Annotated in this window: 19 protein-coding genes, 1 tRNA gene and 1 riboswitch; of the genes, 9 read left to right on the top strand and 11 right to left on the bottom strand. The window is 74.1% G+C overall.

All coding sequences use genetic code 11. The annotated features are described in order from the left end of the window. Nucleotides 1-341 precede the first annotated feature (341 nt). The gene (locus tag RNC47_RS23540) at nucleotides 342-2,015 is read right to left on the bottom strand and encodes an ATP-binding SpoIIE family protein phosphatase (protein ID WP_311601511.1); all 1,674 of its coding nucleotides are present in this window, start codon (nucleotides 2,013-2,015) and stop codon (nucleotides 342-344) included. Between the two features lie 131 nt (nucleotides 2,016-2,146). Then, nucleotides 2,147-3,502: an NAD(P)/FAD-dependent oxidoreductase gene (locus tag RNC47_RS23535; RefSeq protein WP_311601510.1), complete on the bottom strand. Its 1,356-nt coding sequence runs from the start codon at nucleotides 3,500-3,502 to the stop codon at nucleotides 2,147-2,149. Between the two features lie 292 nt (nucleotides 3,503-3,794). On the opposite strand from RNC47_RS23535, the gene RNC47_RS23530 reads away from it, so the two are divergent. Further along, on the top strand, nucleotides 3,795-4,472 hold the full coding sequence (locus tag RNC47_RS23530; RefSeq protein WP_311601509.1) for a TetR/AcrR family transcriptional regulator: 678 nt from the start codon (nucleotides 3,795-3,797) through the stop codon (nucleotides 4,470-4,472). Between the two features lie 103 nt (nucleotides 4,473-4,575). Beyond that, nucleotides 4,576-6,330, top strand: coding sequence for a sigma-70 family RNA polymerase sigma factor (locus RNC47_RS23525; RefSeq protein WP_311601508.1), 1,755 nt, complete (start codon nucleotides 4,576-4,578; stop codon nucleotides 6,328-6,330). Between the two features lie 378 nt (nucleotides 6,331-6,708). Here RNC47_RS23525 and RNC47_RS23520 read toward each other — a convergent pair whose 3' ends face one another. Then, nucleotides 6,709-8,796: an asparagine synthase-related protein gene (locus RNC47_RS23520; RefSeq protein WP_311601507.1), complete on the bottom strand. Its 2,088-nt coding sequence runs from the start codon at nucleotides 8,794-8,796 to the stop codon at nucleotides 6,709-6,711. 684 nt (nucleotides 8,797-9,480) lie between these two features. Between RNC47_RS23520 and RNC47_RS23515 the strand changes: the two genes are divergently transcribed. From RNC47_RS23515 to RNC47_RS23500, 4 genes are all read left to right on the top strand, one after another. Then, the gene (locus tag RNC47_RS23515; RefSeq protein ID WP_311601506.1) at nucleotides 9,481-10,890 is read left to right on the top strand and encodes an MFS transporter; all 1,410 of its coding nucleotides are present in this window, start codon (nucleotides 9,481-9,483) and stop codon (nucleotides 10,888-10,890) included. A gap of 8 nt (nucleotides 10,891-10,898) precedes the next feature. Further along, a complete protein-coding gene (lhgO, locus tag RNC47_RS23510; protein WP_311601505.1) occupies nucleotides 10,899-12,146 on the top strand; it encodes an L-2-hydroxyglutarate oxidase in 1,248 nt (415 codons plus the stop codon). Nucleotides 12,147-12,217: 71 nt separating this feature from the next. Further along, nucleotides 12,218-12,943 carry a tRNA (guanosine(46)-N7)-methyltransferase TrmB gene (trmB, locus tag RNC47_RS23505; protein ID WP_311601514.1) on the top strand — a complete coding sequence of 242 codons (726 nt, stop codon included), beginning with the start codon at nucleotides 12,218-12,220 and terminating at the stop codon, nucleotides 12,941-12,943. A 132-nt stretch (nucleotides 12,944-13,075) separates the two neighbouring features. Next, nucleotides 13,076-14,284 (top strand): PrsW family intramembrane metalloprotease, encoded by a 1,209-nt coding sequence (locus RNC47_RS23500; RefSeq protein ID WP_311601504.1) that lies wholly within the window; start codon nucleotides 13,076-13,078, stop codon nucleotides 14,282-14,284. A 9-nt stretch (nucleotides 14,285-14,293) separates the two neighbouring features. On the opposite strand, the gene RNC47_RS23495 is transcribed toward RNC47_RS23500, so the two are convergent. Together RNC47_RS23495 and RNC47_RS23490 are read right to left on the bottom strand one after the other, a co-directional pair. Continuing rightward, a complete protein-coding gene (locus tag RNC47_RS23495) occupies nucleotides 14,294-14,728 on the bottom strand; it encodes an SRPBCC family protein (protein WP_311601503.1) in 435 nt (144 codons plus the stop codon). 161 nt (nucleotides 14,729-14,889) lie between these two features. Continuing rightward, nucleotides 14,890-15,843, bottom strand: coding sequence for a hypothetical protein (locus tag RNC47_RS23490; protein ID WP_311601502.1), 954 nt, complete (start codon nucleotides 15,841-15,843; stop codon nucleotides 14,890-14,892). A gap of 170 nt (nucleotides 15,844-16,013) precedes the next feature. Between RNC47_RS23490 and RNC47_RS23485 the strand changes: the two genes are divergently transcribed. The 3 genes from RNC47_RS23485 (at nucleotide 16,014) to RNC47_RS23475 (ending at nucleotide 19,159) form a co-directional block, all read left to right on the top strand. Next, a complete protein-coding gene (locus tag RNC47_RS23485; protein ID WP_311601501.1) occupies nucleotides 16,014-16,661 on the top strand; it encodes a hypothetical protein in 648 nt (215 codons plus the stop codon). 246 nt (nucleotides 16,662-16,907) lie between these two features. Next, on the top strand, nucleotides 16,908-18,512 hold the full coding sequence (locus RNC47_RS23480; RefSeq protein WP_311601499.1) for a flavin monoamine oxidase family protein: 1,605 nt from the start codon (nucleotides 16,908-16,910) through the stop codon (nucleotides 18,510-18,512). Then, nucleotides 18,509-19,159: a Rid family hydrolase gene (locus RNC47_RS23475; RefSeq protein WP_311601498.1), complete on the top strand. Its 651-nt coding sequence runs from the start codon at nucleotides 18,509-18,511 to the stop codon at nucleotides 19,157-19,159. The genes RNC47_RS23480 and RNC47_RS23475 overlap by 4 nt, the downstream gene beginning before the upstream one ends. On the opposite strand, the gene serS is transcribed toward RNC47_RS23475, so the two are convergent. The 6 genes from serS to RNC47_RS23445 all read right to left on the bottom strand — a co-directional run bounded on the left by serS (nucleotide 19,156) and on the right by RNC47_RS23445 (nucleotide 25,093). Beyond that, nucleotides 19,156-20,451 (bottom strand): serine--tRNA ligase, encoded by a 1,296-nt coding sequence (gene serS / locus RNC47_RS23470; protein ID WP_311601497.1) that lies wholly within the window; start codon nucleotides 20,449-20,451, stop codon nucleotides 19,156-19,158. The genes RNC47_RS23475 and serS overlap by 4 nt on opposite strands. A 69-nt stretch (nucleotides 20,452-20,520) precedes the next feature. After that, the gene (locus RNC47_RS23465; protein ID WP_311601496.1) at nucleotides 20,521-21,192 is read right to left on the bottom strand and encodes a hypothetical protein; all 672 of its coding nucleotides are present in this window, start codon (nucleotides 21,190-21,192) and stop codon (nucleotides 20,521-20,523) included. Further along, on the bottom strand, nucleotides 21,189-22,136 hold the full coding sequence (locus RNC47_RS23460; protein ID WP_311601495.1) for an aldo/keto reductase: 948 nt from the start codon (nucleotides 22,134-22,136) through the stop codon (nucleotides 21,189-21,191). The genes RNC47_RS23465 and RNC47_RS23460 overlap by 4 nt, the downstream gene beginning before the upstream one ends. A 32-nt stretch (nucleotides 22,137-22,168) precedes the next feature. Next, nucleotides 22,169-23,326, bottom strand: coding sequence for a M23 family metallopeptidase (locus tag RNC47_RS23455; RefSeq protein WP_394814853.1), 1,158 nt, complete (start codon nucleotides 23,324-23,326; stop codon nucleotides 22,169-22,171). A 115-nt stretch (nucleotides 23,327-23,441) separates the two neighbouring features. Then, a riboswitch (cyclic di-AMP (ydaO/yuaA leader) is annotated at nucleotides 23,442-23,617 on the bottom strand. A 224-nt stretch (nucleotides 23,618-23,841) separates the two neighbouring features. Then, complete coding sequence (locus RNC47_RS23450) at nucleotides 23,842-24,957, bottom strand: PP2C family protein-serine/threonine phosphatase (RefSeq protein WP_311601493.1); 1,116 nt, start codon at nucleotides 24,955-24,957, stop codon at nucleotides 23,842-23,844. Nucleotides 24,958-25,020: 63 nt separating this feature from the next. Next, nucleotides 25,021-25,093: transfer RNA gene (locus tag RNC47_RS23445), tRNA-Lys, on the bottom strand. Nucleotides 25,094-25,401: the final 308 nt, after the last annotated feature.

The raw sequence follows: 25,401 nt of genomic DNA, 5'->3' as shown, positions 1-25,401 counted from the left end.
GGATCAAACTCTCCGTGAATGCTTCAAAGAAGATCATCCACGAGAACAATTTGATTCTCGCATTGATCAATCAAAAATCTGGCATTGACTTCTTGGCACACTGTTGAGTTCTCAAGGAACGGACGCTACCTTCGGTTCCCTTTCGGGCCCCTCCGGGCTTCCCTTCGGTGTTCACTACTTTAGAACCATCTCCCGCCGGATTCCAAATCCGGCCCCGGAGAAGCTGTTTCAGGCAAGCAGAAACAGACCCTCGCGGGCAGAGCGTTCAAAGAAGTGGATTGGCGCCCGTGACGAGCGCTTGGGCAACGTTACGCCCTCACTCCAACGGCGTCAACTTGAGGTCAACTCGCCTCGGGGAGCGCGAACTCGGCCCACACCGCCTTGCCGCCCTCGGGCAGTCGGCGGGCGCCCCACTCGGCCGCGATCGTCGCCACCACGGCGATCCCGCGCCCCGCCTCGTCGGCGGGCGCGGCCTGTTGGCGGCGCGGCAGGTGCTCGTCCCCGTCCGTCACCTCGACGATCAGCCGGCGGTCGGTGCGGCGCAGCCGCAGGCCCATCGGGGCGCGGCCGTGCTTGAGGGAGTTGGCGACCAGTTCGCTGGCCGCCAGCACGCCCAGCTCGCGGAGCTCCTCGGGGAAGCGCCAGCTGGCCAGCACCCCGTCGGCGAAGGCGCGGGCGCGCGGGGCCGCCTCGACGCCGCCGAGCAGGTCGAGGGCGGCGCCCCTGAAGAGGTCGGCCTCCTCGCCGTGCCGCTCGGGGCAGCCGAGGACGAGGACGGCCACGTCGTCGTCGTGCTCCTCGGTGATGCCGAGGGCGCGCAGCAGCCGGCCGCAGATGATCTCGGGGCCGCCGCCGCTGCCGGTGCCCGTCAGGGCGCGCTCCAGGGCGTCGATCCCCTCGTCGATGTCGGCGTCCCTGCGCTCGACCAGGCCGTCTGTGTAGAGGACGGCGGTGGCGCCGGGGCCGAAGGGGACGGTGCCCGAGCTGTGGATCCAGCCGCCGGTGCCGAGCGGTGGGCCGGTCGGCTCGGTGACCCGGGTGATGGATCCGTCCGGTTCCTGGATGAGGATCGGCAGGTGGCCGGCGGAGGCGTAGCTGAGCGTGCCCTCGTTGGGGTCGTAGACGGCGTAGACGCAGGTGGCGATCTGGCTCGGGTCGATGTCGGCGGCCAGTCCGTCGAGGAGTTGCAGCACCTCGTGCGGCGGGAGGTCGAGTCGCGCGTAGGCGCGCACGGCGGTGCGCAGTTGGCCCATGATCGCCGCGGCGCGCATGCCCCGGCCCATGACGTCGCCGATGACGACGGCGGTGCGGCCGGCGCCCAGGGTGATCACGTCGTACCAGTCGCCGCCGACGGCCGCGTCGATGCCGCCCGGCTGGTAGGTGGCGGCGACGCGGAGGTCGTCCGGCTGCTCGAGTTCCTGCGGGAGGAGGCTGCGCTGGAGGGTGACGGCGGCGGCGCGCTGCTGGCTCTCGCTCTCGCGCAGTCGCTCGGCCGAGACGACCTGGTCGGTGACGTCGGAGGCGAAGACGAGCACGCCGCGGGCGGCCGGGCCCTCGGGGGTGGCGAGCTGGACGGGGGTGCAGGTGAAGGTGAAGTAGCTGTCGCGGCTCGGTCCCGGGACGCGGCGTGACTTGAGGGTGCGCGGGGTGCCGCTGCGCCTGACCTGGTCCATGAGGGGGAGCAGGCCGAGCTCGACGAGCTCGGTGAGGGACTCGCGGGCGGGCGCGCCGGGGGTGCGGCGGCCGAAGTGGGCGGCGTAGGCCTCGTTGACGTAGGCGACGCGGTGGTCGCCGCCCTGGACGACGGCCACGGGGGCCGGGACCTGGCCGAGCAGCTCGTGGACGGCGAGGGCGTCGACGCCGTGGCCGGCGTACCCCGGTCTGCCGTGGGGGGCGGTGCTCTGCTGCTCGCCGCGGGCTGCCGGTACGCCGCCGGTGGAGCCGGTCTCGGTTCCGGTGGGGGCGTGGCGCCGCTGTGCTCCGGGCAGCCGGATACCCCAGCGCGTCAAATTCACAGCGTTCCGATCCGATTCGTTCTGCTCTGTGCGTTCCGTGGTGTGCGTGTGCGTTCGTTGGTGTCGGTGCGGTGTCGATCTCTACAGGGCGCTGAGCGGGAGCACACCCATGGTCACATGCGCGAGGCGGGTCAGGTGTCCTCGGGGTGGCGTCCGGTGCCCGCGGCGAGCTCGAACTCGGCCCTGGGGTGTTCCAGGGAGCCGAGGGAGACGATCTCACGTTTGAACAGCCCGGCGAGGGTCCACTCGGCGAGGACGCGAGCCTTCCGGTTGAACGTGGGGACGCGACTGAGGTGGTAGACGCGGTGGACGAACCAGGCGGGGTAGCCCCGGAGCTTCCTTCCGTAGACGCGCGCGACGCCCTTGTGCAGGCCGAGCGAGGCGACGGATCCGGCGTAGCGGTGACGGTAGTCGGTGAGGGGGCGGCCGCGCAGGCGGGCGACGAGGTTCTCGGCGAGCCGGCGGGCCTGGCGGACGGCGTGCTGGGCGTTGGGCGAGCAGGGGGCGGCCGGGTCGGCGGTCAGGTCGGGGACGGCGGCGGCGTCGCCGGCGGCCCAGACGTGGTCGACCCCCTCGACGCGGAGGGTGGCGGCGCAGCGGACGCGGCCGCGTTCGTCGAGGGGGAGGCCGAACGCGCGGAGCACGGGGTTGGGCTTGGCGCCGGCGGTCCAGACCAGGGTGCGGGTGGGGTGGCGGCTGCCGTCGCTGAGGGTGGCCACGCGGTCGGCGCAGGACTCGAGGCGGGTGGAGAGGCGCACGTCGATGTTGCGTCCGCGCAGCTCGCGCAGGGCGTAGGCGCCCATCTGCTCACCCACCTCGGGGAGGATCTTCTCCGTTGCCTCCACCAGGATCCACTTCTGCTCCTCCGGTCGGATGTTGTGGTAGTAACGGCACGCGAAACGTCCCATGTCCTCCAGCTCGGCCAGGGCCTCGACGCCCGCGTAGCCGCCTCCGACGAAGACGAAGGTGAGGGCGGCGTCGCGGACCGCGGAGTCGCGGGTGGAGGAGGCGATGTCGAGCTGTTCGAGGACGTGGTTGCGCAGTCCGATGGCCTCCTCGACGGTCTTGAAGCCGATGCCGTGCTCGGCGAGTCCCGGCACGGGAAGTGTGCGGGAGATGGAACCGGGGGCGACGACGAGTTCGTCGTAGGTCAATCGGAGTGGTTCTCCGTCGGACTCGCGCGTCGCGAGCGTGCGCACGGTGACGGTGCGGCGCGTGGGGTCGACGGCGACGGCCTCTCCGGGGACAAAGCGGCAGCGGGCGAGGACGCGGCGCAGGGGGACGACGACGTGTCGCGGCGAGATGGAGCCGGCGGCCGCTTCGGGAAGGAAGGGCTGGTAGGTCATGTACGGCTCGGGGCTGACCATGGTGATCACGACGTCGCCGCGTCTCAGCTCGCGCCGGAGCCTGCGCTGGAGGCGATGCGCGGTGTAGAGACCGACATAGCCCCCACCGATCACGACGATGTGCGCGGGTTGCTTCGTCACCCGTCCATGAGGCACCCGGGGGCGCGCTTTTGTCCACAGGTTGGTACGGGGTGGTGCTCCGACCGAGGGCCGGCGGGGGCCGGGGAGGCGTGGGACGTGCCTGATCCGCGACCGCCCGCCCGTGGCGTTTGTATGGCTTCTTCGGCTTATGGGGCGTCTTGGCGCTGTAGGGGGCTCTTCGGGGCTCTTGGGGTCACTTGCTCCTTCTCAGTGTCAGTGCCCTCAACTATGTTCGTACTCACAGTTAGGGGCGGTCACTCCGTCCCTCGGACCGGGGGAAATCGATATGCCTATGCAGGGATCTGAGGCGGCGGAGGCGGGGAGCTCCGAGGGGAAGACGGCGCCGCTGCGGGTGGACGCGCAGCGCAATCTGCGGCATGTGCTGAGCGCCGCGCGGGACGTGTTCGGCGAGCAGGGTTACGGGGCGCCGATGGAGGAGGTGGCCCGCCGGGCGCGGGTGGGCGTCGGCACGGTGTACCGGCGGTTCCCCAACAAGGAGGCGCTCGTCAGGTACATCACGGAGGAGGAGACGCAGCGGTTGACGGCCAGGGCGCGGGAGGCGCTGGCCGGGGACGAGGAGCCGTGGGGGGCGCTGGCGGGGTTCGTGCAGCGGTCGGCGGCGGGCGGGGCGGGGCGGCTGTTGCCGCCCGAGTTGTTGACGGCGAGCGCGGCGCCGGCGGGCGGGTCCGAGGCGGGTGCCGGGGAGCGGGTGCCGCACCAGCGCGGGGCGTCGGCGGCGCGTCCTGGGAGCGCCGGCACGGTGGAGTTGCTCTCGGCCGTGGGGCAGTTGGTGGAGCGGACGCGGGCGGCCGGGGAGCTGCGGGCCGATGTGACGGTGGCGGACCTGATGTTGGTGATAGCCACCACGCCGCCGCGCGTCGAGGATCCGGCGCGGCAGTCGGCGGCCGGTGAGCGGCTGCTGGAGATTCTCCTCCAAGGGCTGCGGGCGGAGCGCGTGTTGGGGAGATGACCCTCGGACGAGTGGTTCTCGGGCGACTCCGGCTGGGCGGCGCGTTTCCTGTGGCAACCTGAGCGCTGTCGCTGACGCCAATGTAAATACGAGGGCTCGCCGCATGGTCGTTGAGGGGCAGGACGACGATTCCAAGGTTCCACGGCAGCGTCCGCGTCTGGAGGCGGAGTCGTCGGCGTCGGCCGATCTCGCGCTGGTCGACGGGATGCGTCGGGGTGATCCGGGGGCGTACGACGAGTTGTACCGGCGCCACGCGGATGCCGTGCGCCGGTACGCGCGCACCTGCTGCCGGGACGCGGACACCGCGGACGACCTGACCAACGAGGTGTTCGCCGCCACCCTCCAGGCGGTGCGGCGGGGCGCGGGCCCCGACACGGCGGTGCGGGCCTATCTCCTCACCTCGGTGCGGCGGGTGGCGGCGGACTGGGCGCGCACGGCGAAGCGGGAGCAGCTCGTCGAGGACTTCGCCGCGTTCGCGGTGTCCGCCGCCGCGGTCCAGGCGGGCGGCCCGGCCACGCACGAGGCCGGCGCGGACGTGCGGGCCATGCGCCAGGCGGAGGAGTCCATGGCGGTGCGGGCGTTCCGCAGCCTGCCCGAGCGCTGGCAGACGGTGCTGTGGCACACCGCCGTCGAGGACGCGTCGCCGCGCGACGTGGCGCCGCTGCTCGGTCTCACGCCCAACGCGACGGCGGTGCTCGCGCACCGGGCCAGGGAGGGCCTCAAGCAGGCGTACCTCCAGGCGCACGTGAATCGGGCGTTGACGGACGGCGGGGAGTGCGCGCGGTTCGCCGACCGGCTCGGCGCCTACGCCAGGGGCGGCCTGCGCACCCGGGCCGAGCGGGGGCTGCGGAAGCACCTGGCGGAGTGCGCGCGGTGCGCGGTGGCCGCGTCCGAGGTGCGGGACGTCAACGCGCACATCCGCGCGGTGCTGCCGATCGCCGTGATCGGCTGGTTCGCGGCCGACTCCTCGCTCAAGGGGGCCGCCCTGTGGCTCGGCGCGGCCGGCGCCGGGGCGACGGCCGGCTCGGCGGCCGCGGCCGGCGGGGCCGGGGGCGGCGCGGCGGCGGAGGGGCTCGGCGCGCCGGTGAAGGCCGGGATCGCGTCGGGCGTGGTGGTCTCGGCGGTGGCGGCGGTGCTGGCGATGGCGCTGCTGGGCTCCGACGGGGAGGACCCGCCGGAGGCGGCGGCGCCGGACGACGCGGCGCCGGCCGAGCCGGAGCCGCGCCCCGAGCCGACGTCAGAGCCGGTGGCCGAACCGGAGCCGCTGCCGCGCCCCGAGCCGACGCCCGAGCCGTCCCCGTCCCCCTCCCCTTCACCCTCGCCCGAGCCCGCGCCGGCGCCGGCGCCGCCGGTGCCCGAACCCGAGCCGACGCCCGAGCCGTCCCCCTCGCCCACGCCCGAACCGGCGCCTCCCCCACCGGCGCCCCAGCCGTTCGAGCTGCGGCACCTGGCGTTCGACGTCGCCGGCGACGGCACGTCGCCGACCGTCCGGCTGGTGGGGAGCAGCCCCGTCTGGCAGCGGGACGACCTGACGATCGGCGGCCGGACGTACGAGCACGGGATCACCGTGAGTGCCTGGTCCTCGGTGACGATCGACCTGAACCTGGCCTGCGTCACCTACCAGGCGCTGGTGGGCGTCGACGACCTGGCGGCGGGCCTCGGCGCGGCGGTGTTCAGCGTCTACGGGGACGACCGGAAGCTCTGGGAGTCCGACGTGGTGTCGGGCGGCGACGAGGCGGTGCGGATGAGCGTGCCGCTGGCCGGCGTGGAGACCCTCCGCCTCGACGTCCACGGCGAGGGCTGGCTCGGCGCCACCACCCTGGCGGACTGGGCCGACTCCGAGATCACCTGCGAGTAAGGCCTGCCGGCCTACCGGCTCGAAGGACCGGTAGCCTCGCGGCGCCCGGACGGCGCGGATCGCACGCCGGACCGATCGGTTTCGGCACCCGGACGACACGGGCCGGGCCGCCGGCCCGAAGGCCAATCGATTACGGCGCCTGGACGGCGCGGGCCGCGCGCCGGGCCGCAGGCCCAAGGAGGCGGCGCTTGGCCGCCATCGCCCGGAGGGGCGGCGCCTGGGCGGCGCGGGGTCGTGGGCCCACCGGGCATGCCCGGCGGCGACGCACCGGAAGAGCGGACCGACCTCGCCGAGGCCCGGCGCCCAGCCGCCCGCGGGCCGCGCCGATGAAGCCGGCCGGGCCGCGCGCCAGCGCTGACGCGCCAGCGTGCCGTCGTGTTACAGGGTGACGCCGCTGGTGACGGCGCGGGGGTCGTGGTTGCCTTCGGCGGTCCAGCAGGAGCCGCGGCGGGTGAGGAGGCGGCGGAGCCAGACCTCCGTGGAGACGAGTTCGGCGAGGCCGTCGAGTGGGAGGCGCTCGCCCTGGGCGGCAGCCCGTAGCGCCTTGCGGACGACGCGGGCCTCGATCAGGCCCGCGTCGGCGAGCAGGGGCGCGTCGAAGAGGTTCACCAACTCGCCGATGTTGGCGCGAAGTCCCGCTCGCACGGATTCGGTGTGCGTGGCGTGGCTGGTGGCGCCCCAGCCCGGCGGCAGTTCGCGAACGCCCGCGCCCTCCAGCACGGCGCGCAGCACGTCCGCACGCGCCCCCGGCTGCACCCGCAGGCTCTCCGGCAACGCCTGGCAGGCCCGCACCACCTGGTTGTCGTAGAAGGGGGCGTGCAGTCGCTGGTGTCTGACCTCGGCGGCCTGCTCGAAGACCCGGTGGTCCGCGGCGTGTCTGGCCAGCACGGCGCGCGCCCGCTGCTCGCCGGGGCGCGAGCTGGCGGAGGCCGAGCGTGGCCGCGCGGCCGCGGCTTCGAGACGAATCGATACTTCGGCCAGCGCCTCGCCGGTCAGCCAGCGCGCCGCCGGGCCCGGGCGGCACCAGGCGAGCGCGGCCAGCGAGGCGCCGAGCGCGCCGTCGGCGTCCGGCGCGTCGCTGCCCGGGCCCTCGATGGTGTTGCGCAGCGCCAGCGCCGCCGAGGAGAGGCCCTCCGGATAGGGGGTGCGGGCCAGTCGCCGCGCCGCCCGGTACAGGGTGAACGGCACCAGCATCGCGCGGCCGCCGCCGCCGCTGGCCTTGGCCAGCGCGGTGGCCGGGCGCAGCAGGTGGCGGCGTCTGCGGTCGAGCAGCAGGTCGGCGAGGCGGGCCGGGTGCGCGTCGAGGACCTGCCGGGCGCCGTGCCCGACGAGGTGGTCGGCGCTGCCGGCGGCCAGCCGGTGGCGGTGCCGGGCGGCGGTGACCAGGGCCGGTCCCGGCTCGTCGGTGAGCGGCCCGTTCTCCAGGTCGGCGTAGGGCAGGGCCTCGTCGCCGGCCGCCACCACCACGTGGTGCAGCCGGGGGTTCTCGGCGATGGCGCGGGCCCGCTCCAGCTCGGCGGCGCGCGCGATGCCGCCGGGGCCGCCGCCGCCCGCGGTGAGGTCGTTGAAGGTGACGGCCAGCAGCCGCTCGCCGGCCTGGGTCGCGCCGGTGCCGAAGACCGTGCCGGGCATCCCCGGCAGTCCGGCGGCGAGCAGCGCGAGCGTCGCCGAGGCGCTGCCGCCCGAGAGGTCGGCGCCGACCCCCGGCGCGGGCTCGGGGCCGAAGCGCGCGGCACGCCGGTCGGCGGGGCCCATCCCGGGGACCGGGCCCGCGTCGCGCGCCGGCGCGTGTCGGGGCGCGGCGAGCCGGGTGCGGACGGCCTCGACGAGCGCGTCCCGGACGCCGGAGACGGCGGCTTCCCGCTCGACCGGGGGCGCGGCGACGACCAGCGGCGCGGTGGGTTCGTAGCCGACGACGTCGTGGCTGCCGCCCTCGCGCAGCATCAGCGCGTGCCCCTGCGGCACCCGGTGCACGCCCCGGTAGGGGGTGCCGGTGCCGAGCGCCTCCGGCGCCTCGGGGGCCGCGAGCAGCGCGGCGAGGTGGGCGACGTCCAGCTGGGCCTCGGTGAGGTCGGCCAGCGGCAGGGCGGCGGTGGCGTAGGCGGAGCCGCCGGCCCAGTCGGCGTGGAAGACGGGGCGGGTGCCGGCGAGGTCGGCCGGGATGACGGTGCGGCGGCCGAAACGGGCGATGGCGGTGTAGCTGCCGGGCCAGGTGGTGAGCTGGCGGAGTGCGCCGGCGCGCGCGGAGACGAGGGAGCGGCGCAGGGTGGCGTCGTCCGCGCCGCAGTAGCCGAAGACCGCGAGGTGGGTGTCGCCGTCGGCGTACACCAGGCGGATCTCGTCGGGGCGCCAGTCGCCGACCGCCCAGAGGGGGTCGGGGCCCTCCCACAGCAGTTGCGCGCCCAGCGGTTGGATGTCACGGGCAGCGCTGGCGGACGCCCCACACCACCCGACCAACCACCGCATCGCCGCCTCCCCCACGGAAGAACACTGAAGAACCGCGCCGTCGTTGAGCCCCATGCTGCCATGCGGCCGGCGGGAACGGGGCATGCCGGTGCGGTGGTTCGCCCCATGTGACGCGGCACATGGCGAACCACCTGATCACATCCGCCGGTTGTCGAAGGGGCGTGCGACGACGCCCGGTGCGGCCGGCGGCCCGGGAGCCGCGGCCCGATCGGGGACCGATCGCGGACCGGTCAGCCGACCGGTCGGCAACCGACGATTATTGGCCAAACTCTGGCTGGGGAACGGCTCATGAGGCGATCGCCCCTGGGCAGGAGATGTTGTGGTCCGGGAGACGCTGTCCGCCTCCCGGACCAGACCGCCGTCCGCGGGGAATGAGACGACGGCTTCCCCCGGCCCGCTTGCGCCTTCAAGGTGCTGCCCTCGAGGCAGCGGGCCGACCCACGCGGTACACATCGAAGCGCCGACCCCCCGCACTGCCCAGAGCGCACACCCGGGCGCACGGCCACATGCCCGGAGCACAATCCACTGGCGCGTAAGCGCTCGTACGCGCGTACGGTCACAAATCCGCCATCCGGGATCCACCCCCTTAACGGTCAGCAGGCACCGAACTACGCTGGGTTGGCGGAGCACGGAAAGGCCCCGCGCTGGTCGTGGGGCTGCCGTTGGTGTGTCAGGGGTACGCGCATGTCCAGGGAGCCACGCGGGCCGAACGAGAAGCTAGGGGCAGTTCTCGCTCTTGCGGGAATCAGCAACGCGGGTCTAGCCCGCAGGGTCAACGATCTCGGGGCCCAACGGGGATTGACGCTGCGATATGACAAGACGTCCGTCGCCCGCTGGGTGACCAAAGGCATGGTGCCACAGGGCTCAGCCCCCCATCTGATAGCCGCCGCCATCAGCAGCAAGCTGGGGCGTCCGGTGCCGTTACACGAGATCGGCCTCGCGGACACCGATCCGGCGCCCGAGGTGGGTCTCGCCTTCCCACGGGACGTGCCGAGCGCCGTGGAGTCCGCCACCGAGCTGTACCGACTCGACGTCACGCCCGGCAAGGGCATCTGGCAGTCCCTCGCCGGCTCGTTCGCCGTCACCGCCTACGCCACGCCCGTCTCGCGCTGGCTGATCAGCCCGGCGGACGCCTCGGTCGCCAGGGAGGCGCCGGCACCCCAGGAGGGCACCTTCGGGCGGGTCGGCCACTCCGACGTGTCCAAGCTCCGCGAGGCCGCCGAGGAGGCCAGGCGCTGGGACTCCAAGTACGGCGGCGGGGACTGGCGTTCCTCGATGGTGCCGGAGTGCCTGCGCACCGACGCCGCGCCGCTGCTGCTCGGCAGCTACAGCGACGACGTGGGCCGGTCCCTGTTCCGCGCCACCGCCGAACTCACCAGGCTCGCCGGCTGGATGGCGTTCGACACCGGCCAGCAGGAGGCCGCCCAGCGCTACTACATCCAGGCGCTGCGGCTCGCCAGGGCCGCGGCGGACGTGCCGCTCGGCGGCTACGTGCTGGCGTCGATGTCGCTCCAGGCCACCTACCGCGGCTTCGCCGAGGAGGGGGTCGACCTGGCGCAGGCCGCCCTGGAGCGCAACCGCTCGCTGGCCACCGCCCGCACCATGAGCTTCTTCCACACGGTCGAGGCGCGGGCCCTGGCCAAGGCGCAGGACGCGGCGGGCTGCGGCCTGGCGCTGTCGGCCGCCGAGGGCTGGCTGGAGCGCTCGCGCGACGGGGACGGCGATCCCAGCTGGTTGGACTTCTACACCTACGACCGGCTCGCCGCCGACGCCGCCGAATGCTACATCGACCTCAAGGTGCCGGGACAGGTGCGGCGCTTCACCGAGCAGGCGCTCTCCGAGCCCACCGAGGAGTTCGTCCGCTCGCACGGCCTGCGCCTGGTGGTGGGGGCCGTCGCCGAGCTGGAGTCCGGCAACCTGGACGCGGCCTGCGCGGCCGGCGCCCGGGCCGTGGAGGTCGCCGGGCGCATCTCCTCGGCGCGCACCACGGACTACGTCCGGGACCTGCTCAGCCGTCTCGCCCCCTATCAGCACGAGCCCTCGGTCAAGGAGTTGCAGGAGTTGGCGCGCCCGCTGCTCACGGCTCCGGCATGATGTCGCACATGACAGCGGCACGGGCTCTGCGAGGGGTGGCGTACGACTGTGACGTGGTGGTGGTCGGGGGCGGCATCGTCGGCCTCGCCACCGCCCACGCGCTGCGCGCCGCGCGGCCGGGTCTCGTCGTCACCGTGCTGGAGAAGGAGCCGCGGCTCGCCACGCACCAGAGCGGCCGCAACAGCGGGGTGATCCACAGCGGTGTCTACTACCGCCCCGGCTCGCTCAAGGCACGGCTCGCGGTGCGGGGCGCGGCGGAGTTGAAGAAGTTCTGCGCCGAGCACGGCATCCCGCACGCGGTGCCCGGCAAGCTGATCGTCGCCACCTCGCCGGCGGAGCTGCCGCGGCTGCACGAGCTGGCCCAGCGGGCCAGGCGCAACGGCGTGCCGGTGCGGGAGTTGGGCCAGGCGCAGATGGCCGAGTACGAGCCGGGCGTGCACGGGGTCGCGGCGCTGCGGGTGTTGACCACCGGGCAGTGCGACTTCGGCGCGGTGGCCCGGCGGTTGGCGGAGCTGGTCGACGTGCGGCGGGGCGCCGAGGTCGTCGCGATCGACCGGCGCCCCGGGCTCGGCGTCGCGATCCGCACGGCGCGCGGCGAGGTGCTGCGGGCGCGTGCCCTGGTGAACTGCGCCGGCCTGCACAGCGACCGGATCGCCCGGCTGGCCGGCGACGACCCGGGGCTGCGGATCGTGCCGTTCCGCGGCGAGTTCTACCGGCTGCGTCCCGAACGGGCCCACCTGGTGCGGGGCCTGGTCTACCCGGTGCCCGACCCGGCGTTCCCGTTCCTCGGCGTCCACCTGACGGTCGGCCTGGACGGCGAGGTGCACATCGGGCCCAACGCGGTGCTGGCGCTGGCCCGCGAGGGCTACGACTGGGGCGTGGTCCGGCCGGCCGAGCTGGCGGACGCGCTGGCCTACCCGGGGCTGTGGCGGATGGCCGCCCGCCACTGGCGGGCCGGCGCGGGCGAGCTTCTCCGCTCGCTCTCCAAGCGGGCCTTCACGGCGGCGGTGCGGCGCCTGCTGCCGGGCATCGAGGAGGACGATCTGCTCCCGGCGCCGGCGGGCGTCCGCGCCCAGGCGGTGCGGCCGGACGGCGGCCTCGTCGACGACTTCCACTTCGTCGAGCGCCCGCACACCGTGCACGTGCTCAACGCGCCCTCCCCCGCCGCCACCGCGTGCCTCCCGATCGGCCAGGAGATCGCCGCCCGGACCCTGACGGCGCTGGCCGGCGCGACGGCCGACACAGCCGGCCGGTAAGCCGGCGAGACCGGCGGTCGGGCGAGCCCACTAAAATCGGGCGTACTGTGACCGACAAGCACTCCTCCCACATGTTTCCCTCCGGCGTCGGGCCGGCCGCCGATCCGGCGGGGGATCGGCACGAGCGCCGGATCCGGAGCTTCCAGCCGCGCCGCAGCCGGGTCACCCCGGCGCAGCGCGAGGCCCTGCTGCGGCTGTGGCGGCGTTGGGGGGTGGAGGTCGACGGCGACGCCCGGCTCGACCTCGCGGCCCTCTTCGGCGGCCTGCCCGTGGTGCTGGAGATCGGCTTCGGGATGGGCGAGGCGACCGTGGAGATGGCCGCCGCCGACCCGGGGATCGGGATCCTGGCCGTCGACGTGCACACCCCCGGCCAGGGCAACCTGCTGCGGCTCGCCGAGCGCGCGGGTCTCACCAACGTCCGGGTGGCCAACGGTGACGCGATCATCCTGCTGCGCGAGATGATCGCCCCGGGCGCCCTGGCCGGGATCCGTGTCTTCTTCCCCGACCCCTGGCCCAAGAAGCGGCACCACAAGCGCCGCATCGTCCAGCCGGAGTTCGTCGAGCTGGCCGCGTCCCGGCTGCGCCCCGGCGGCCTGCTGCACTGCGCCACCGACTGGGAGCCGTACGCCGAGCGGATGCTGGAGGTGTTGTCCGCCAGTCCGTCCCTCGTCAACGCCGTCTCGTCCGGCGGCTTCGCGCCGGACCGGGCGGGCGGGCGGCCGCTGACCAGGTTCGAGCGGCAGGGGCTGGCCAAGGGCCACGTGGTGCGGGACCTCCTCTTCCGCCGCCCGGACTGACGCCGTACCGACGCCGGCCCGGCGGCCGCCCGGGGCGGCCGGATGAAACGACCGGACGGCGGCCGGATGACGTCCGACTCCGGCTGACGCATGGCCTGTTGGCGTGTCGGCGCCAGGACGTACAGTCAGGGGGTGCCCCCTGCGCTCCCCCCACGCGACCGTGCTCCCCGTCTGCGCCCGCTGGCCGGCATCGTGGGGCCGCTGGCCGTCTGCGGCGTGGTCGCGGCGGTGCTCGTGGGGCGCGAGACCGGCTGGGCCGGGTTCGGGGTCGGCTTCGGCCTCGCGCTGCTGCCGCTGCCGCTGCTGGTGCTCACCTTCCGGTGGATCGACGCGGTGCTGCCCAAGCCGCCGCGCACGCTCGCGTTCGCCTTCGGCTGGGGCGCCTGCGTGGCCACCCTCATCGCACTGTTCGCCAACGGGCTGCTGGTGCGGGTGCTCACCGGCTCCTCGGCCACCCTGGCACCGTCCCACGCGGACACCCTGGAGATGACGGTGATCGCGCCGGTGGTGGAGGAGACGGTCAAGGCGATCGCGGTGTTACTCGTCTTCCTGCACCGGCCCGAGGCGTTCAACGGCGTGCTGGCCGGGCTGGTGACCGCCGGGATGAGCGCGGCCGGCTTCGCGTTCACCGAGAACATCCTGTACCTGGGCAGCGCCTTCGACCAGGACCTGGAGTGGGGCCCCGAGACGGCGCTCGACTCGGCGACGGTGGTGACGTTCGTGGTGCGGATCGTGCTGGCGCCGTTCGCCCACCCCGTGTTCACGGCGCTGACCGGCATCGGCTTCGGCTTCGCGGCGATGCTGGCGCCCGACCGGCGCGCCCCGCGGTTCGGGCTGCCGCTGCTCGGGCTCGCCGCCGCGATGCTGCTGCACTCGGTGTGGAACGCGTCGACCTCGCTGCCGTTCCTCGGCTTCGCCGCGGTCTACGCACTGGTGATGGTGCCGGTCTTCGCCGCCCTGTGCTGGCTGGCCAGCACCGCCAGGGACCGCCAGCTGCGCCTCGTGCGGCGCACGTTGCCGGTGTACGCGAGCGCCGGCTGGCTGTCGCCCGAGGAGCCGGCCGCCCTCGGCTCGCTCGGCGCGCGCGCCGCCTCCCGCCGGCTGGCCCGCCGCAGGTACGGTCCCGCGGGCGTCCGCGCCGTCGCCGAGTACCAGGCGGCGGCCACCACGCTGGCGCTGCTGCGCGAGCGCGCCGACCGGGGCGCGGCCGGGCTCGACTTCCACGCCAGGGAGCGGGCGCTGCTCGGCCGCCTGTGGCGGCAGCGCGCCGTGGCCGGCCCGCTGACGGTCGCCTCGGCGCAGGAGACCAGGGCCGCCATGGCCGCCGAGCGCGCGGCCTGAGCGCGCCGGTCACCGGGCGGGTGGCGCCCCGGTCGACTCCATGAGCCGCTTGAGCCGGTCCAGGTCGGCGGCGACCGTGTCGGCGTCCCGCTGGAAGTCGGCGTCGCTCATGCCGGGCCGCCGGCGAAGGGTGAACACCACCTCGCTCCCGGCGCCGTCGGCGAGCACGCGGACCGGGTTGTGGACGGTCTCGCCCGAGGGGAGCGTGACGTCGTGGTCCAGCACGCCGAGGTCGTTGTCCGGGGCGAAGGCGATCTCGACCCGGCCCAGGGGCGAGGACGTCGCCACCCAGCGTCCATCCATCCGCTCGACGCTCCCGGTGCCGCCGAGGCCATGGGCCCACTCGGGCAGGTTGGCCGGTTGCGAGGCGTAGGCGTAGACGTCCTCGGCGGGTCGGTCGACGCGGACGGCGAGGTGGCGGGATTCCCAGGCTGCGCTGTTCATGGCGGCGACGGTAGTGGGCCACCGCGGTCGGTTTCTTGAACGAATCGGCCATGACCGGCCACGGCCCCGCGCCCGGGCCTCGGCCCCGGACAGCCGACGACACCGGGACGCCACCCCGGCGCCCGGAGGGCCGAGGCCAGCGCCGCGCCGCCGTGGTTGCCCTAGCGGAGCGAGACCCGGGGGCCGTCCGTGGCGCGGGCGTGGGCCAGCAGCCACTGGCGTTCCTCGGCGCGCAGCTGTCCCGGCAGGGTGAAGCCGACGAGGTCGATCCGGGCGGAGACGTCGAGGTGGTCGAGGAGCCGCGCCATGACGAAGCCGGTGCTGGCTTCGGCCGCCCATCGCGACTCGTTGATCAGCGCCGGGTCGCGGACCGGCCGGCTCAGCGTCCAGTCCCCGAGGAAGTCCTGCGCGCCCGGCACCAGACGGCGGCGGATCGCCTCCCGCCACTGGGCCGGCTCCTCGCCGAAGACCAGCCGGGTGCGGGCCTGCCGCCGCCAGCCGGGGCCGCCGCTGCGGCAGGAGACGGCGTGCAGGTCGACGCGTTCGCCGGTGGACGGAGCGTCGGTCTGGAACGAGTCCACCCGCACCACCACGTCGTAGCCGTCGATCACCCCGCCCAGGGCGCTGCCGGCGAGCCCCTCGCCGTTGGCCACCACGCACACCCGGCGCCCCGCCAGCTGCCCGCGTAGGTCGCCGACGCCGATGGTCCGCGCGCCGCGCGTCACCAGTTCCGGGTCGGCCTCGCCGGTCAGCGCGCGGCTCCGCTCGTGGGCGTCGGCCGCCTCGCGGTCCCGGCCGTCGGCCTCCAGCGCGCGGGCGCGCAGCCGCCAGGCCGCCCCCGACCTGCTGCGCAGCGCCACCGCCGAGTCGGCGACCCGGCGGGCGAGACGCACCTCGCCGGCGTCCAGCGCCCGGCGTCCCACCGTGAGCAGCGCGTCGAACGCGCGGTCCGCCGACGGCTCGTGGGCGGCGTGCTCCACCACCAACGCGCCGACAGCCGCGACGAGCTTCCTGTCCTCGGGTCCGGTGGCGACGTACGCGGCGCACTCCCGCACGCAGGCGGTGAGGAGGTCCACCGCCCGCGCGACGCTTCCCGGCCGCAGCCTCAGCTTCATACCCCGACTGTCGCCGAGCCAGGCGGCGCCCGGGTGAACGCCGGTTTGCGGTGAGCGGTCGCCGGCTTACGTCCGGCTGACGGCCGGGGCCGGATTTGACGTGGACGGCCCTGGCGCGGGGGACCGACGGACCGTAACGTCTCCCTCACACACCGCTGGGATGGAGCGCGATGTTCACCGATCACCAGCTGCAGCTCCGGGAGCGTTTCCTGGCCGCGCCGGTCGCCCCGGCGCCGGCCCCCTGGCGGCCGGTCTTCCGTCCCGGTCCCGCCGTCCGCATCGGCGGGCTGCTCGGCATCGGCTTCGCCGCCGACCCGGTGACCGGCCGGGACCTGGTCATGATCGTCTCGCAGGACGGGCACGGCGTGCTGGACGGCGCCACCGGCGCCGTGCTGGCGCGGGACCGGGACCCGGACCCGGATGTCTGCGATCCCACGGGGCCCTTCCTCACCTGTCCCGGGCTCGGCCCGCTCGCCGGCCTCCAGGTCCGCATAGCGGGCCTCTACGGCGGCGGGCTGCACGCCACCACGGCCGACGGCTGGACCCTGGACGTCGTCAGCCCGGACTGGCCGCACCAGCGCGTGCTGCTCTCCACGGACGGCGGCCTCTGCCACGGCCCGGCCGGCGGCTGCTGGTGGCACATCCACCACGCCACCCACGCCACCCTGCGCACCGCGGGCTTCTCCCCCTCGGGCCGCACCCTCGCCATCGCGACCAGTGCCGACCTGACCCTCCTCACGCGCGCCGACACCTCGTCAGAACCGAACGGTCACAAGACGAACGGACACGGTCATCCCCGCGCAACATCTCGCGCGTGAACAGTTCGGTTCACGGAACTTCTCGGTAGGCAACACGGCGCAACACGGATACGCCTCCGGCATTCGAACGAAACAGCGCTGACGGAACCTCGTGGGGCACGCCGGTCACGTCCGTATCACCCCGGTACGGCCTGATCGTTCACGCACCACCGCGACTCCGGCCGGCCCCCCGCCCACGGCCGCCACGGCCCTGGCCCTGGCCTCCGGGCGCCCGCTCGCCGCGCGTCGCGCCCCAAAGGAGGCAACATGGCAGTGGCAGCGTCGCGCCGCGACTTCCTGAGATCCGTCGGCGTCGCCGGCGGCGCCGGAGTGCTCTACTCCACCATGGGCGCCCTCGGGCTCGCCCCCGTCCCCGACGCCCGCGCCGAGGCGTACCGCCCGCCGTCGCCCGGCGACTTCACGCTCACCGGCCGCGCCGCGAAGAAGGTCCTGATCCTCGGCGCCGGTGTCGCCGGCCTGGCCACCGCCTACGAGTTGGGCAAGGCCGGGTACGACTGTCACATCCTGGAGGCCAAGGACCGCCCCGGCGGCCGCAACTGGACCGTGCGCGGCGGCACGACCGAGACCGACCTCGACGGCCGCACCCAGCGCGCCACCTTCTCCGACGGCGAGTACCTGAACGCCGGGCCCGCCCGGCTCCCGCAGTCCCATGTCTCGCTCGACTACTGCCGCGAACTCGGCGTCGAACTCCAGGTGTTCACCAACCAGAACGCCAACGCCTACATCCACCACGCCAACGTCCCCGGCGCCCTGGCCGGGCAGTCGGTGCGCTGGCGCACCGCCAAGGCCGACGTCTACGGCTATGTCTCCGAACTCCTCGCCAAGGCCACCGACCAGGGGGCGCTCGACGCCGAACTCACCGCCGACGACAAGGAGCGACTCCTCTCCTTCCTGCGGAACTTCGGCGCCATCGGCGGCCGCGCCGACGGCTGGTCGTACACCGGCACCAGCCGCCGCGGCTACTCGGTCGAGCCCGGCGCCGGTCTCGAGGCGGGCACCGTCCTCGGCTCGGTGCCGGCCATGTCCGACGTGATCTCCAGCGGCATCGGCACCCGCTTCTCCTTCGAGTTCGGCTACGACCAGGCCATGCTCATGTTCCAGCCGGTCGGCGGCATGGACGCGATACCGCGCGCCCTCGCCGAGGCGATAGGCCGCCGCCGCGTCAGCTACGGCGCCGAGGTCACCGCCGTCACCGACCGCGCCGACGGCGCCGAGGTGACCTGGCGGGACGGCCGGGGCCGGGTGCGCACCGAGACCGCGGACTTCGTGGTCGCCGCCATCCCGCCCATGGTCATGGCCCGCGTCCGGCACAACCTCGGCGCGGACGTGACCGCGGCGCTGCGGTACGCCACGCCGACCCCGGTCGGCAAGATCGGCCTGGAGTACCGGCGCCGCTGGTGGGAGGAGGACGAGCGCCTCTACGGCGGCATCACCAACACCGACCTCGACCTCTCCACCATCTGGTACCCGTCCCACGGCTTCCACGGGCGGCGCGGCACCGTCGTCGGCTACTACAACTTCGGCGAGAACGCGCTCGCCTACAGCCGGCTGCCGCACGAGGAGCGGCTCGCGCGGGCCCTCGACCGGGGCGTCCGCATACACGGCGAGAAGTACCGCTCGGAGCTGGCCCGTTCGTTCAGCGTGGCCTGGCACCGCACACCGTTCATCGAGGCCGGCTGGGTCGGCTGGCCGTCCCAGACCGGACCCGAGTACCGGCTGCTCAACGAGCCCGCCGGGCACGTCTACTTCGCCGGCGACTGGCTCAGCCACGCCATCGCCTGGCAGCACGGCGCGTTCACCTCGGCCCGCAAGGTCGTCACCGAGATCCACGAGAGGGTGCTGTCCGCATGACCACCACGATCCCGCGGAAGCTGACCGCGCTCACCGCCACCGGGCTCCTCGTGCTCACCGGAGCCACCGTCGCGCAGGCCGGCGGCTGGTGGCAGCCGCGCCCCACCCAGGTGCGGGTCATGCTGCCCGAGGGCAACACCAACCCGGCCATATCCAACGGCGTCGCCATGGGCGGCCAGGTCGCGACGTACGCCAGCAGCGGTCTCGGCCCCAGCGCCCTCAACCCGGCCGCCCCCACCGGCTCCCCCGAGCGCTACACCGACCCGTCACTCACCGAGGGCGCGACGGGCGTCACGGTCACCGAGGCCCAGGCCCTGGTCGTGCTCCGCAACATCGTGGACAACCTGGAGGCGGCCGGACTGCGCCCCGAGGACGTCGTCACGATGAAGTGCTACCTGATGGCGCCACCCGGCGCCGGCACCGCCGACTACGCCGGCTGGAACCGCGCCTACCGCCAGTACTTCGCCAACGTGGACCTGGCGACCGAGGAGGTCGTCCCGGTGCCGATGGGCACCTCGGCCCCGGCGCCGCCGCTCGTGGTCAACGACGCCCGCCCGGCCCGCGCCACCATGGAGGTCGCCTCGCTGGCCGTCCCCGGCTGGCTGGTGGAGGTCGAGGTGACGGCCACCTATCCGAACCGGCGTTAGTCCCCGACCGGCGTGCCGTCCGCCGCGATCTCCCGGAAGCCCAGGTAGGGCGCGAGCGCCTCGGGCAGCACGATCGAACCGTCCGCCCGCTGCCCGTTCTCCAGCAGCGCGGCCAGGGTGCGGCCGACCGGGAGGCCCGAGCCGTTGAGCGTGACCACCGGCCTGGGCTTCCCGTCGGCGCCCCGGGTGCGGATGTTGGCGCGCCGTGCCTGGAAGGTGCCGAAGTTCGACACTGACGAGATCTCGCGGTAGGTGTCCTGGCTCGGGAACCAGACCTCGATGTCGTAGGTGAACTGGGCGGAGAACCCGGTGTCGCCGGCCGGGAGGACGATCACCCGGTAGGGGAGGCCGAGTTCCTGCAGGCAGGCCTCGGCGTGGCCGAGCATCCGCTCCAACTCCTCGTCCGCGTGCTCGGGGTCGCAGATCCGCACCATCTCCACCTTGGAGAACTGGTGTTGCCGGATCAGCCCCCGGGTGTCGCGGCCGTAGGAGCCGGCCTCCGAGCGGAAGCACGGCGTCAACGCGGTGAGCGCGACCGGCAGTTCGGCGGGCGGGATGATCTCGTCGGCGTAGAGGTTGGTCAGCGGCACCTCGGCCGTCGGGACCAGGAACAGCTCCCGGTCACCGACGCCGGTCCTGAACAGGTCCTCCTCGAACTTCGGCAGCTGCCCCGTGCCGGTCATCGTCCGCCGGGTGACCAGGAGCGGCACCGCGTGCTCCACATAGCCGTGCCGGCGGGTGTGCAGATCCAGGAAGAACGCCCCGAGCGCCCGCTCCAACGCGGCCCCGGTACCACGCGAGACGGCGAAGCGCGGCCCCGACAGCTTGGTGGCCCGCCCGAAGTCCAGGATGCCGGCCGCCTCCCCGAGGTCCACGTGGTCCTTCGGCGCGAACGAGAACGCCGGCGGCTCCCCCACCCGCCGCACCTCGACCGCGAACTCCTCCGTGTCCCCGTCGGGCACCCGGTCGTCCGGCAGGTTGGGAATCCCGAGCAGCAGCCTCCGCAGCTCCTCGGCCACCGCCTCCTGCTCGACCTCCAACTCCCGGACCCGCTCCTTGATCTCCCGGGCCCGCTCCTTCGCCTTCGAGACGTCCTCACCGCGCCTCGCCCCCTGCTGCACCTCGGCCGCCACCCGCTTCCCCTCGGCGCGCAGCTCGTCCGCCGCCCGGATGGACCCGTTGCGTCGGGCCAACAGCCCCTCCACCGCGGACAGATCCAACGCGTACCCACGCCGCGCGAGCCGCCGAACCGCCTCTTCCCCCATCTCCAGCAGGGTGCGGGCATCATGCATGAGGAGTTTCCCGTTCTCCGACGAGTGACCTACGGACGTCGAAGGTAGCAACCGCCGGCCGGGCGTGCTTCACCACAGCCAGGGGTAGCCGAGCCGCTCGGCGAACTCCGCCGAGCCGCCGACGACTTCGGCGCCGGTGCGGGGGTCGGTGGCGGTGAGGTCGGCGTACAGGGTCTCCGGCTCGGCCAGGGGGAGGGCGCGGCGGAACTGGAGCCAGGGGGCGTCCGGGTGGCCGGTGGGGCGGTGGAAGAAGAGCAGGTCGAGTTGGGTGGGGGTGGCCGGGGAGGTGGCGAGGGTGGGAGTGTCGCACTCCCAGCGGGTCAGCCAGGCGGTGGCGTCGCGGAGGGCGGGTTCGAGGTGGCGGGCTATGGTGCGGGCCGGCCACTCCCAGGAGAAGTCGCCCATCGCACGGGCGAGTTCGGCGTCGTAGTGGCTGACGGGGAAGCGCAGGGTGGGGAGGGAGAGGCCGGGGCGGTCGGGGTCGCGCCAGCCGTGCCAGCGGACCTCGGTCGGGGTGCGGGTGATGGTGACATAGAGGGCGCCGCAGCAGCTCTCCATGCACTCGGCCTCGGCGAGGCGGGCCTCGTGCGGCTCCGCGGTGGCGGTCAGGGTCGGGAGGTGGCGGGGGTCCATGCCCGGTTCTTCGGGGAGGGCCGTGGCAAGCAGGTCGACGCCGTCGACCAGGGGGCGGGTCTGCACCCGGTGGTCGGCGGCGGCGATGTGGAGGGTGAGGCGGTTCACGCCTCGGAGGCCTCCGTCAGCTTCGTGACCTCCGCGTCGGTGAGGGTGAGGTCGGCGAGGGCGAGGAGCGCCGGGAGTTGGGAGAGGGTGCGGGCGCTGGAGATCGGGGCGGCGACGGTGGGCTGGGCGGCGAGCCAGGCCAGGGCGACGGTGGCGACCTCGGCGGAGTGCGCGGCGGCCACCTCGTCGAGGGCGGCGAGGACGCGGCGGCCGCGGTCGGTGGCCAGGTACTCGGCGGCGCGGCCGGCGCGGGCGGAGGCGACGTCGGTGTCGGGGCGGTACTTGCCGGTGAGGAAGCCGGCGGCGAGGGCGAAGTAGGGCATGGCGGCCAGGCCGTGCCGGGCGGCGACGGCGGCCAGGTCGCCCTCGTAGGTGTCGCGGGAGACCAGGTTGTAGTGCGGCTGGATCGCCACGTAGCGGGCCTTGTTCTCGCGGCGCGAGAAGTCGCGGGAGGCTTCGAGGCGGGCCGGGGAGATGTTGGAGGCGCCGATCTCGCGGACCTTGCCCTCCCGGACGAGGTCGTCGAGGGCGGTGACGATCTCGGAGACCTCGACCGACTCGTCGTCGAAGTGGGTGTAGTAGAGGTCGATGTGGTCGGTGCCGAGGCGGCGCAGCGACGCCTCGGCGGCGCGCTTGATGGTGGGCGCGGCCAGGCCCTTGAAGTCCGGGTGGGCGCCCACCTTGGTGGCGACGACGATCGCGTCGCGGTTGCCGCGGCTGGCCAGCCAGCGGCCGATGATGGTCTCGGACTCGCCGCCGCTGTTGCCCTCGATCCAGGCGGTGTAGGAGTCGGCGGTGTCGAGGAAGTTGCCGCCGGCCTCGGCGTAGGCGTCGAGGACGGCGAACGAGTCGGCCTCGTTCGCCGTCCAGCCGAAGACGTTGCCGCCGAGGCAGAGGGGGGAGACGCGGAGGTCGCCCACGGTGCGGGGAGTAGAGGTGGTCATGCGGCCAGCGTAGGCCGCGTGACCGGGGAGGCTCAGATCGACTGGCCCATGGAGCGGAGCCAGGCGAGCGGGTCGACCGGGTCGCCGCCGCCGGGGCGGACCTCGAGGTGGAGGTGGGCGCCGGTGACGTTGCCGGTGGCGCCGACGAGGCCGATCTGGTCGCCCGTGTTGACCGCCTGGCCCGCGCTGACGCTCATCGACGACAGGTGGTTGTACCAGACCTCGGTGCCGTCCTCCTGCTCGATGATGACGCGGTAGCCGTAGGAGCCGGCCCAGGCGGCCTCGACGACGGTGCCCGTGTGGATGTTGCTGACCGGGGTGCCGGTCGGGGCGGCGAAGTCCAGGCCGGTGTGGGAGCCGGAGCTCCACATCGAGCCGCTCTGGCCGAAGCTGGCGGTGAGGCGGTAGTTCTTCACCGGGATGGTGTAGCTGGCGCGCAGCTCGGCGAGCCGACGCTCCTCCTCCTGGCGCTGCCGCTCCTCCTCGAGCTCGCGCTGCCGCTCCTCCTCGGCGATCCGCTGCTGCTCGGCGAGCTCGGCCGCGGCGTCCGCGGCCTGGGTCTCGGCAGCCTGGATGGCGGCGGTCCTGGCCTGCGCGGCGGCGTTGCTCTCCTGGAAGTCGGCCTGCTGGAGGATGCGGGCGCGCAGCGCCTCGCCGGCGTCCTCGCTCATGCCGGCGGTGGTGAACGGGCTCGCGGTGGGGGCCGCTTCCTCCTCGCTCGCGAGGAAGCCGCCGACCACCGGGATGTTGCTCATGGTGTCGGTCGCGGCGTCCACGCCGGGCACGGAGGCGCCGCCCTCGTTGGCGGTGGCCATGCCGCCCGCGCCGACGGCGGCGATGACGCCGACGCCGAGCACGGCGCGGCTGCGGGCCATGGTGCCGCCGCGCTGGCGGGAGACCCGGTGCCGGCCGCGGACCGGGGCCAGCGTCTCCTCGCTGGGGTTCCAGGGCTCGCCGCCGACGGGCTCGGGGCCGTAGACCTCGGCGCCGTACGCGGCGAAGCCGGCCTCGGTCGTGTCGTCGGCCGGGCCGGCGGGGGTGTGCCCGGTCGGGGAGTCGCCGAACCAGCCACCGTCCCGGTCGTCGCGGACGGCGGCGAACTCACCGGTGGCGGTGGGGTCGTAGGCGCGACTCGGGTCGAACTCGCCGTAGGCGCCGAAGGCGTCCTGGGAGGGCTGGGCGTCGATCAGGTCGTAGGTGCCGTAAGTGCCGTACGGGGCTCCGGAGTCGTCGTCCGGGTGCCGGTCCGCGACGGAGGTCCCGGAGGCAACGGAGGCATAGCGATTCGACGCCACTGCAGGCGCTCTCCTTTCCTTCCTTCGCCTACCGGGTTAGCTGACGGGTTCGGAGCAGGAAGGTCTCCTACGGTCGGTCGAAGGGCCAGGGCTCTGCCCTCGACTGTCCGATTCACCCCAAGTGGTGGTTCCCCGGTTCCTTTGGTGCAGTTGTTGTGCACGTGCCGGATTCGGCGACAGAGCACGGTGCCGTCTCTTGCGACGGCGGTGACGACCGCGCTGCGTTATCGAACGTTAATAGACCCGGGCCCGGATTTCCAAGAGTCCCCGGGAATAAATGCGGAGCGGGGCGGGGACCTTAGGCGCCAAGGTCCCCAAAACGGGCGAAAAGTCGGCCGTTTCTCATGTCACTGTGCTCCAAATCGCATCCTGACGTTTCGTCAATTGTTATGCGGAGCGGTGCCTTTCACTCACGCACCGTGATCCTCAGGCGTCCCGCGCGGCTCCGGGTGGTGCAGGGCGAGCAGCGCCATGTCGTCGTTGAGCCGGGTGCTGTGCTTCACCACGTCCGCCACCACCCGGTCGAGCAGCAGCCCAGGACCGGGGAAGGAGCGGCCGTTCAGGTCCTCGACCGGGTCGAAGAAGACGCCGTGCTCGTCCCTGGCCTCGCTCACCCCGTCCGTGTACAGCAGCAGGTGCGAGCCGGGCGGGAACGGCGTGCTGCGCACCCGGCCCATCGGCGTGGGCAGCAGGTCGCCGAGGCCGAGCGGCAGCGCCGGCTCGGCCTCCAGGTAGCACGCGTCCCCGTCCGGGGTGAGCAGCACCGGCTGCGGATGGCCCCGGTTGAGGATCCGCACCGTGACCGGCCGCTCCCTCGGCACCTCGGCCAGCACGGCGGTGGTGAAGCCCTCCACCGGGTCGAGCGGGGCCCGCTGCTCGCGCTCCCGCACCAGCGCTGCCTCCAGGTAGGCGGCGACCTCGGCCAGCTCCGGCTCGCGGTCGGCGACCTCGCGGAAGGCGCCGAGGATGACGGCGACCGCCTCGGTGGCGGCGAGGCCCTTGCCGCGCACGTCCCCCACCAGCAGCCGCACCCCGAACGGCGTCTCGCGCACCGCGTAGAGGTCGCCGCCGATCAGCGTGTCGCGCTGCGCCGCCTGGTAACGGGTGGCGACCCGCAACGTCCCGGCCCGGTCGGGCGGCTCCGGCACCACGGCCCGCTGCACGGCCTCGGCGACCTCCCTGGCCGAGGCGAGACGCCGGTCGCGACGGGCCACGATGCGGTTGACGACCACCGCGAGGGCGGAGATGGTGGCGACGGTCGTCACCTTGACGATCGCCTCGCCGACGCTGGGCTCGCGCAGCAGCATCTGGACGCCGACGGAGGCGGTGGCCAGCAGGCCGTAGAGCGCGGTCACCCGCAGCGAGAGCACCGGGGCGGCCAGCATCGGGGCCGCCACGTAGAGCGGCGTGAGGGTCAGGTGCGGCGGGGTCAGGAGATCCGCCACGGTGCCGACGACGAGCAGCACGAGGGGCAGCCAGGGGTACCACGCCCCGCCACCCGCCCACCAGGGCGTTCCCGTCCGCACGTTCCCAATCTGCCCGCACCGGGGACGGCCGGCGAGTCGATCTTGCCGCCCCCGGTGCGCTCGTAGGCCGTGTGGGACTCGAACCCACAACCAACGGATTAAAAGTCCGCTGCTCTGCCAATTGAGCTAACGGCCCACCGGGAGAGCAGCATAAGCCCCCTGGCGGGGGCAGGGCCGAGACCCCCTGGCGGGGGCAGGGCCCAGAAGGGACACCGGGGAACGGAACGGGGGCCGGTGCGGACGGCGCGAGCCGCGCCGGAGGCCCGGCGGGACGGAGGGCGGAGGCGCGAGCGGCGCCGGCGGGATCGGAGGGGTCTGAGGGGTCGGAGGGCAGACGGCGCGGGACACCGCGGGTGCAGTGCAGACGGCGCGGGCGGCGCCGAGGCGCCGGAGGGCGGACGGCGCGGCGGTGGACGGGGCGCGGGGCTGCGGCGAGCCGCGGAA

Source organism: Streptomyces millisiae (genome assembly GCF_031845425.1).
Taxonomy (GTDB): domain Bacteria; phylum Actinomycetota; class Actinomycetes; order Streptomycetales; family Streptomycetaceae; genus Streptomyces; species Streptomyces millisiae.
Note: the sequence above shows the minus strand (reverse complement) of the source record. Positions and strands in the feature narration are given on the sequence as shown.

Bases quoted from the DNA above. Each gene is read 5' to 3' on its own strand.
- RNC47_RS23475 (WP_311601498.1), top strand. From the start codon at position 18,509: ATGACCACCACGATCCCGCGGAAGCTGACCGCGCTCACCGCCACCGGG.
- lhgO (WP_311601505.1), top strand. From the start codon at position 10,899: ATGACAGCGGCACGGGCTCTGCGAGGGGTGGCGTACGACTGTGACGTG.
- RNC47_RS23485 (WP_311601501.1), top strand. From the start codon at position 16,014: ATGTTCACCGATCACCAGCTGCAGCTCCGGGAGCGTTTCCTGGCCGCG.
- RNC47_RS23495 (WP_311601503.1), bottom strand. From the start codon at position 14,728: ATGAACAGCGCAGCCTGGGAATCCCGCCACCTCGCCGTCCGCGTCGAC.
- RNC47_RS23515 (WP_311601506.1), top strand. From the start codon at position 9,481: ATGTCCAGGGAGCCACGCGGGCCGAACGAGAAGCTAGGGGCAGTTCTC.
- serS (WP_311601497.1), bottom strand. From the start codon at position 20,451: ATGCATGATGCCCGCACCCTGCTGGAGATGGGGGAAGAGGCGGTTCGG.
- trmB (WP_311601514.1), top strand. From the start codon at position 12,218: ATGTTTCCCTCCGGCGTCGGGCCGGCCGCCGATCCGGCGGGGGATCGG.
- RNC47_RS23530 (WP_311601509.1), top strand. From the start codon at position 3,795: ATGCAGGGATCTGAGGCGGCGGAGGCGGGGAGCTCCGAGGGGAAGACG.
- RNC47_RS23460 (WP_311601495.1), bottom strand. From the start codon at position 22,136: ATGACCACCTCTACTCCCCGCACCGTGGGCGACCTCCGCGTCTCCCCC.
- RNC47_RS23490 (WP_311601502.1), bottom strand. From the start codon at position 15,843: ATGAAGCTGAGGCTGCGGCCGGGAAGCGTCGCGCGGGCGGTGGACCTC.
- RNC47_RS23480 (WP_311601499.1), top strand. From the start codon at position 16,908: ATGGCAGTGGCAGCGTCGCGCCGCGACTTCCTGAGATCCGTCGGCGTC.
- RNC47_RS23520 (WP_311601507.1), bottom strand. From the start codon at position 8,796: ATGCGGTGGTTGGTCGGGTGGTGTGGGGCGTCCGCCAGCGCTGCCCGT.
- RNC47_RS23525 (WP_311601508.1), top strand. From the start codon at position 4,576: ATGGTCGTTGAGGGGCAGGACGACGATTCCAAGGTTCCACGGCAGCGT.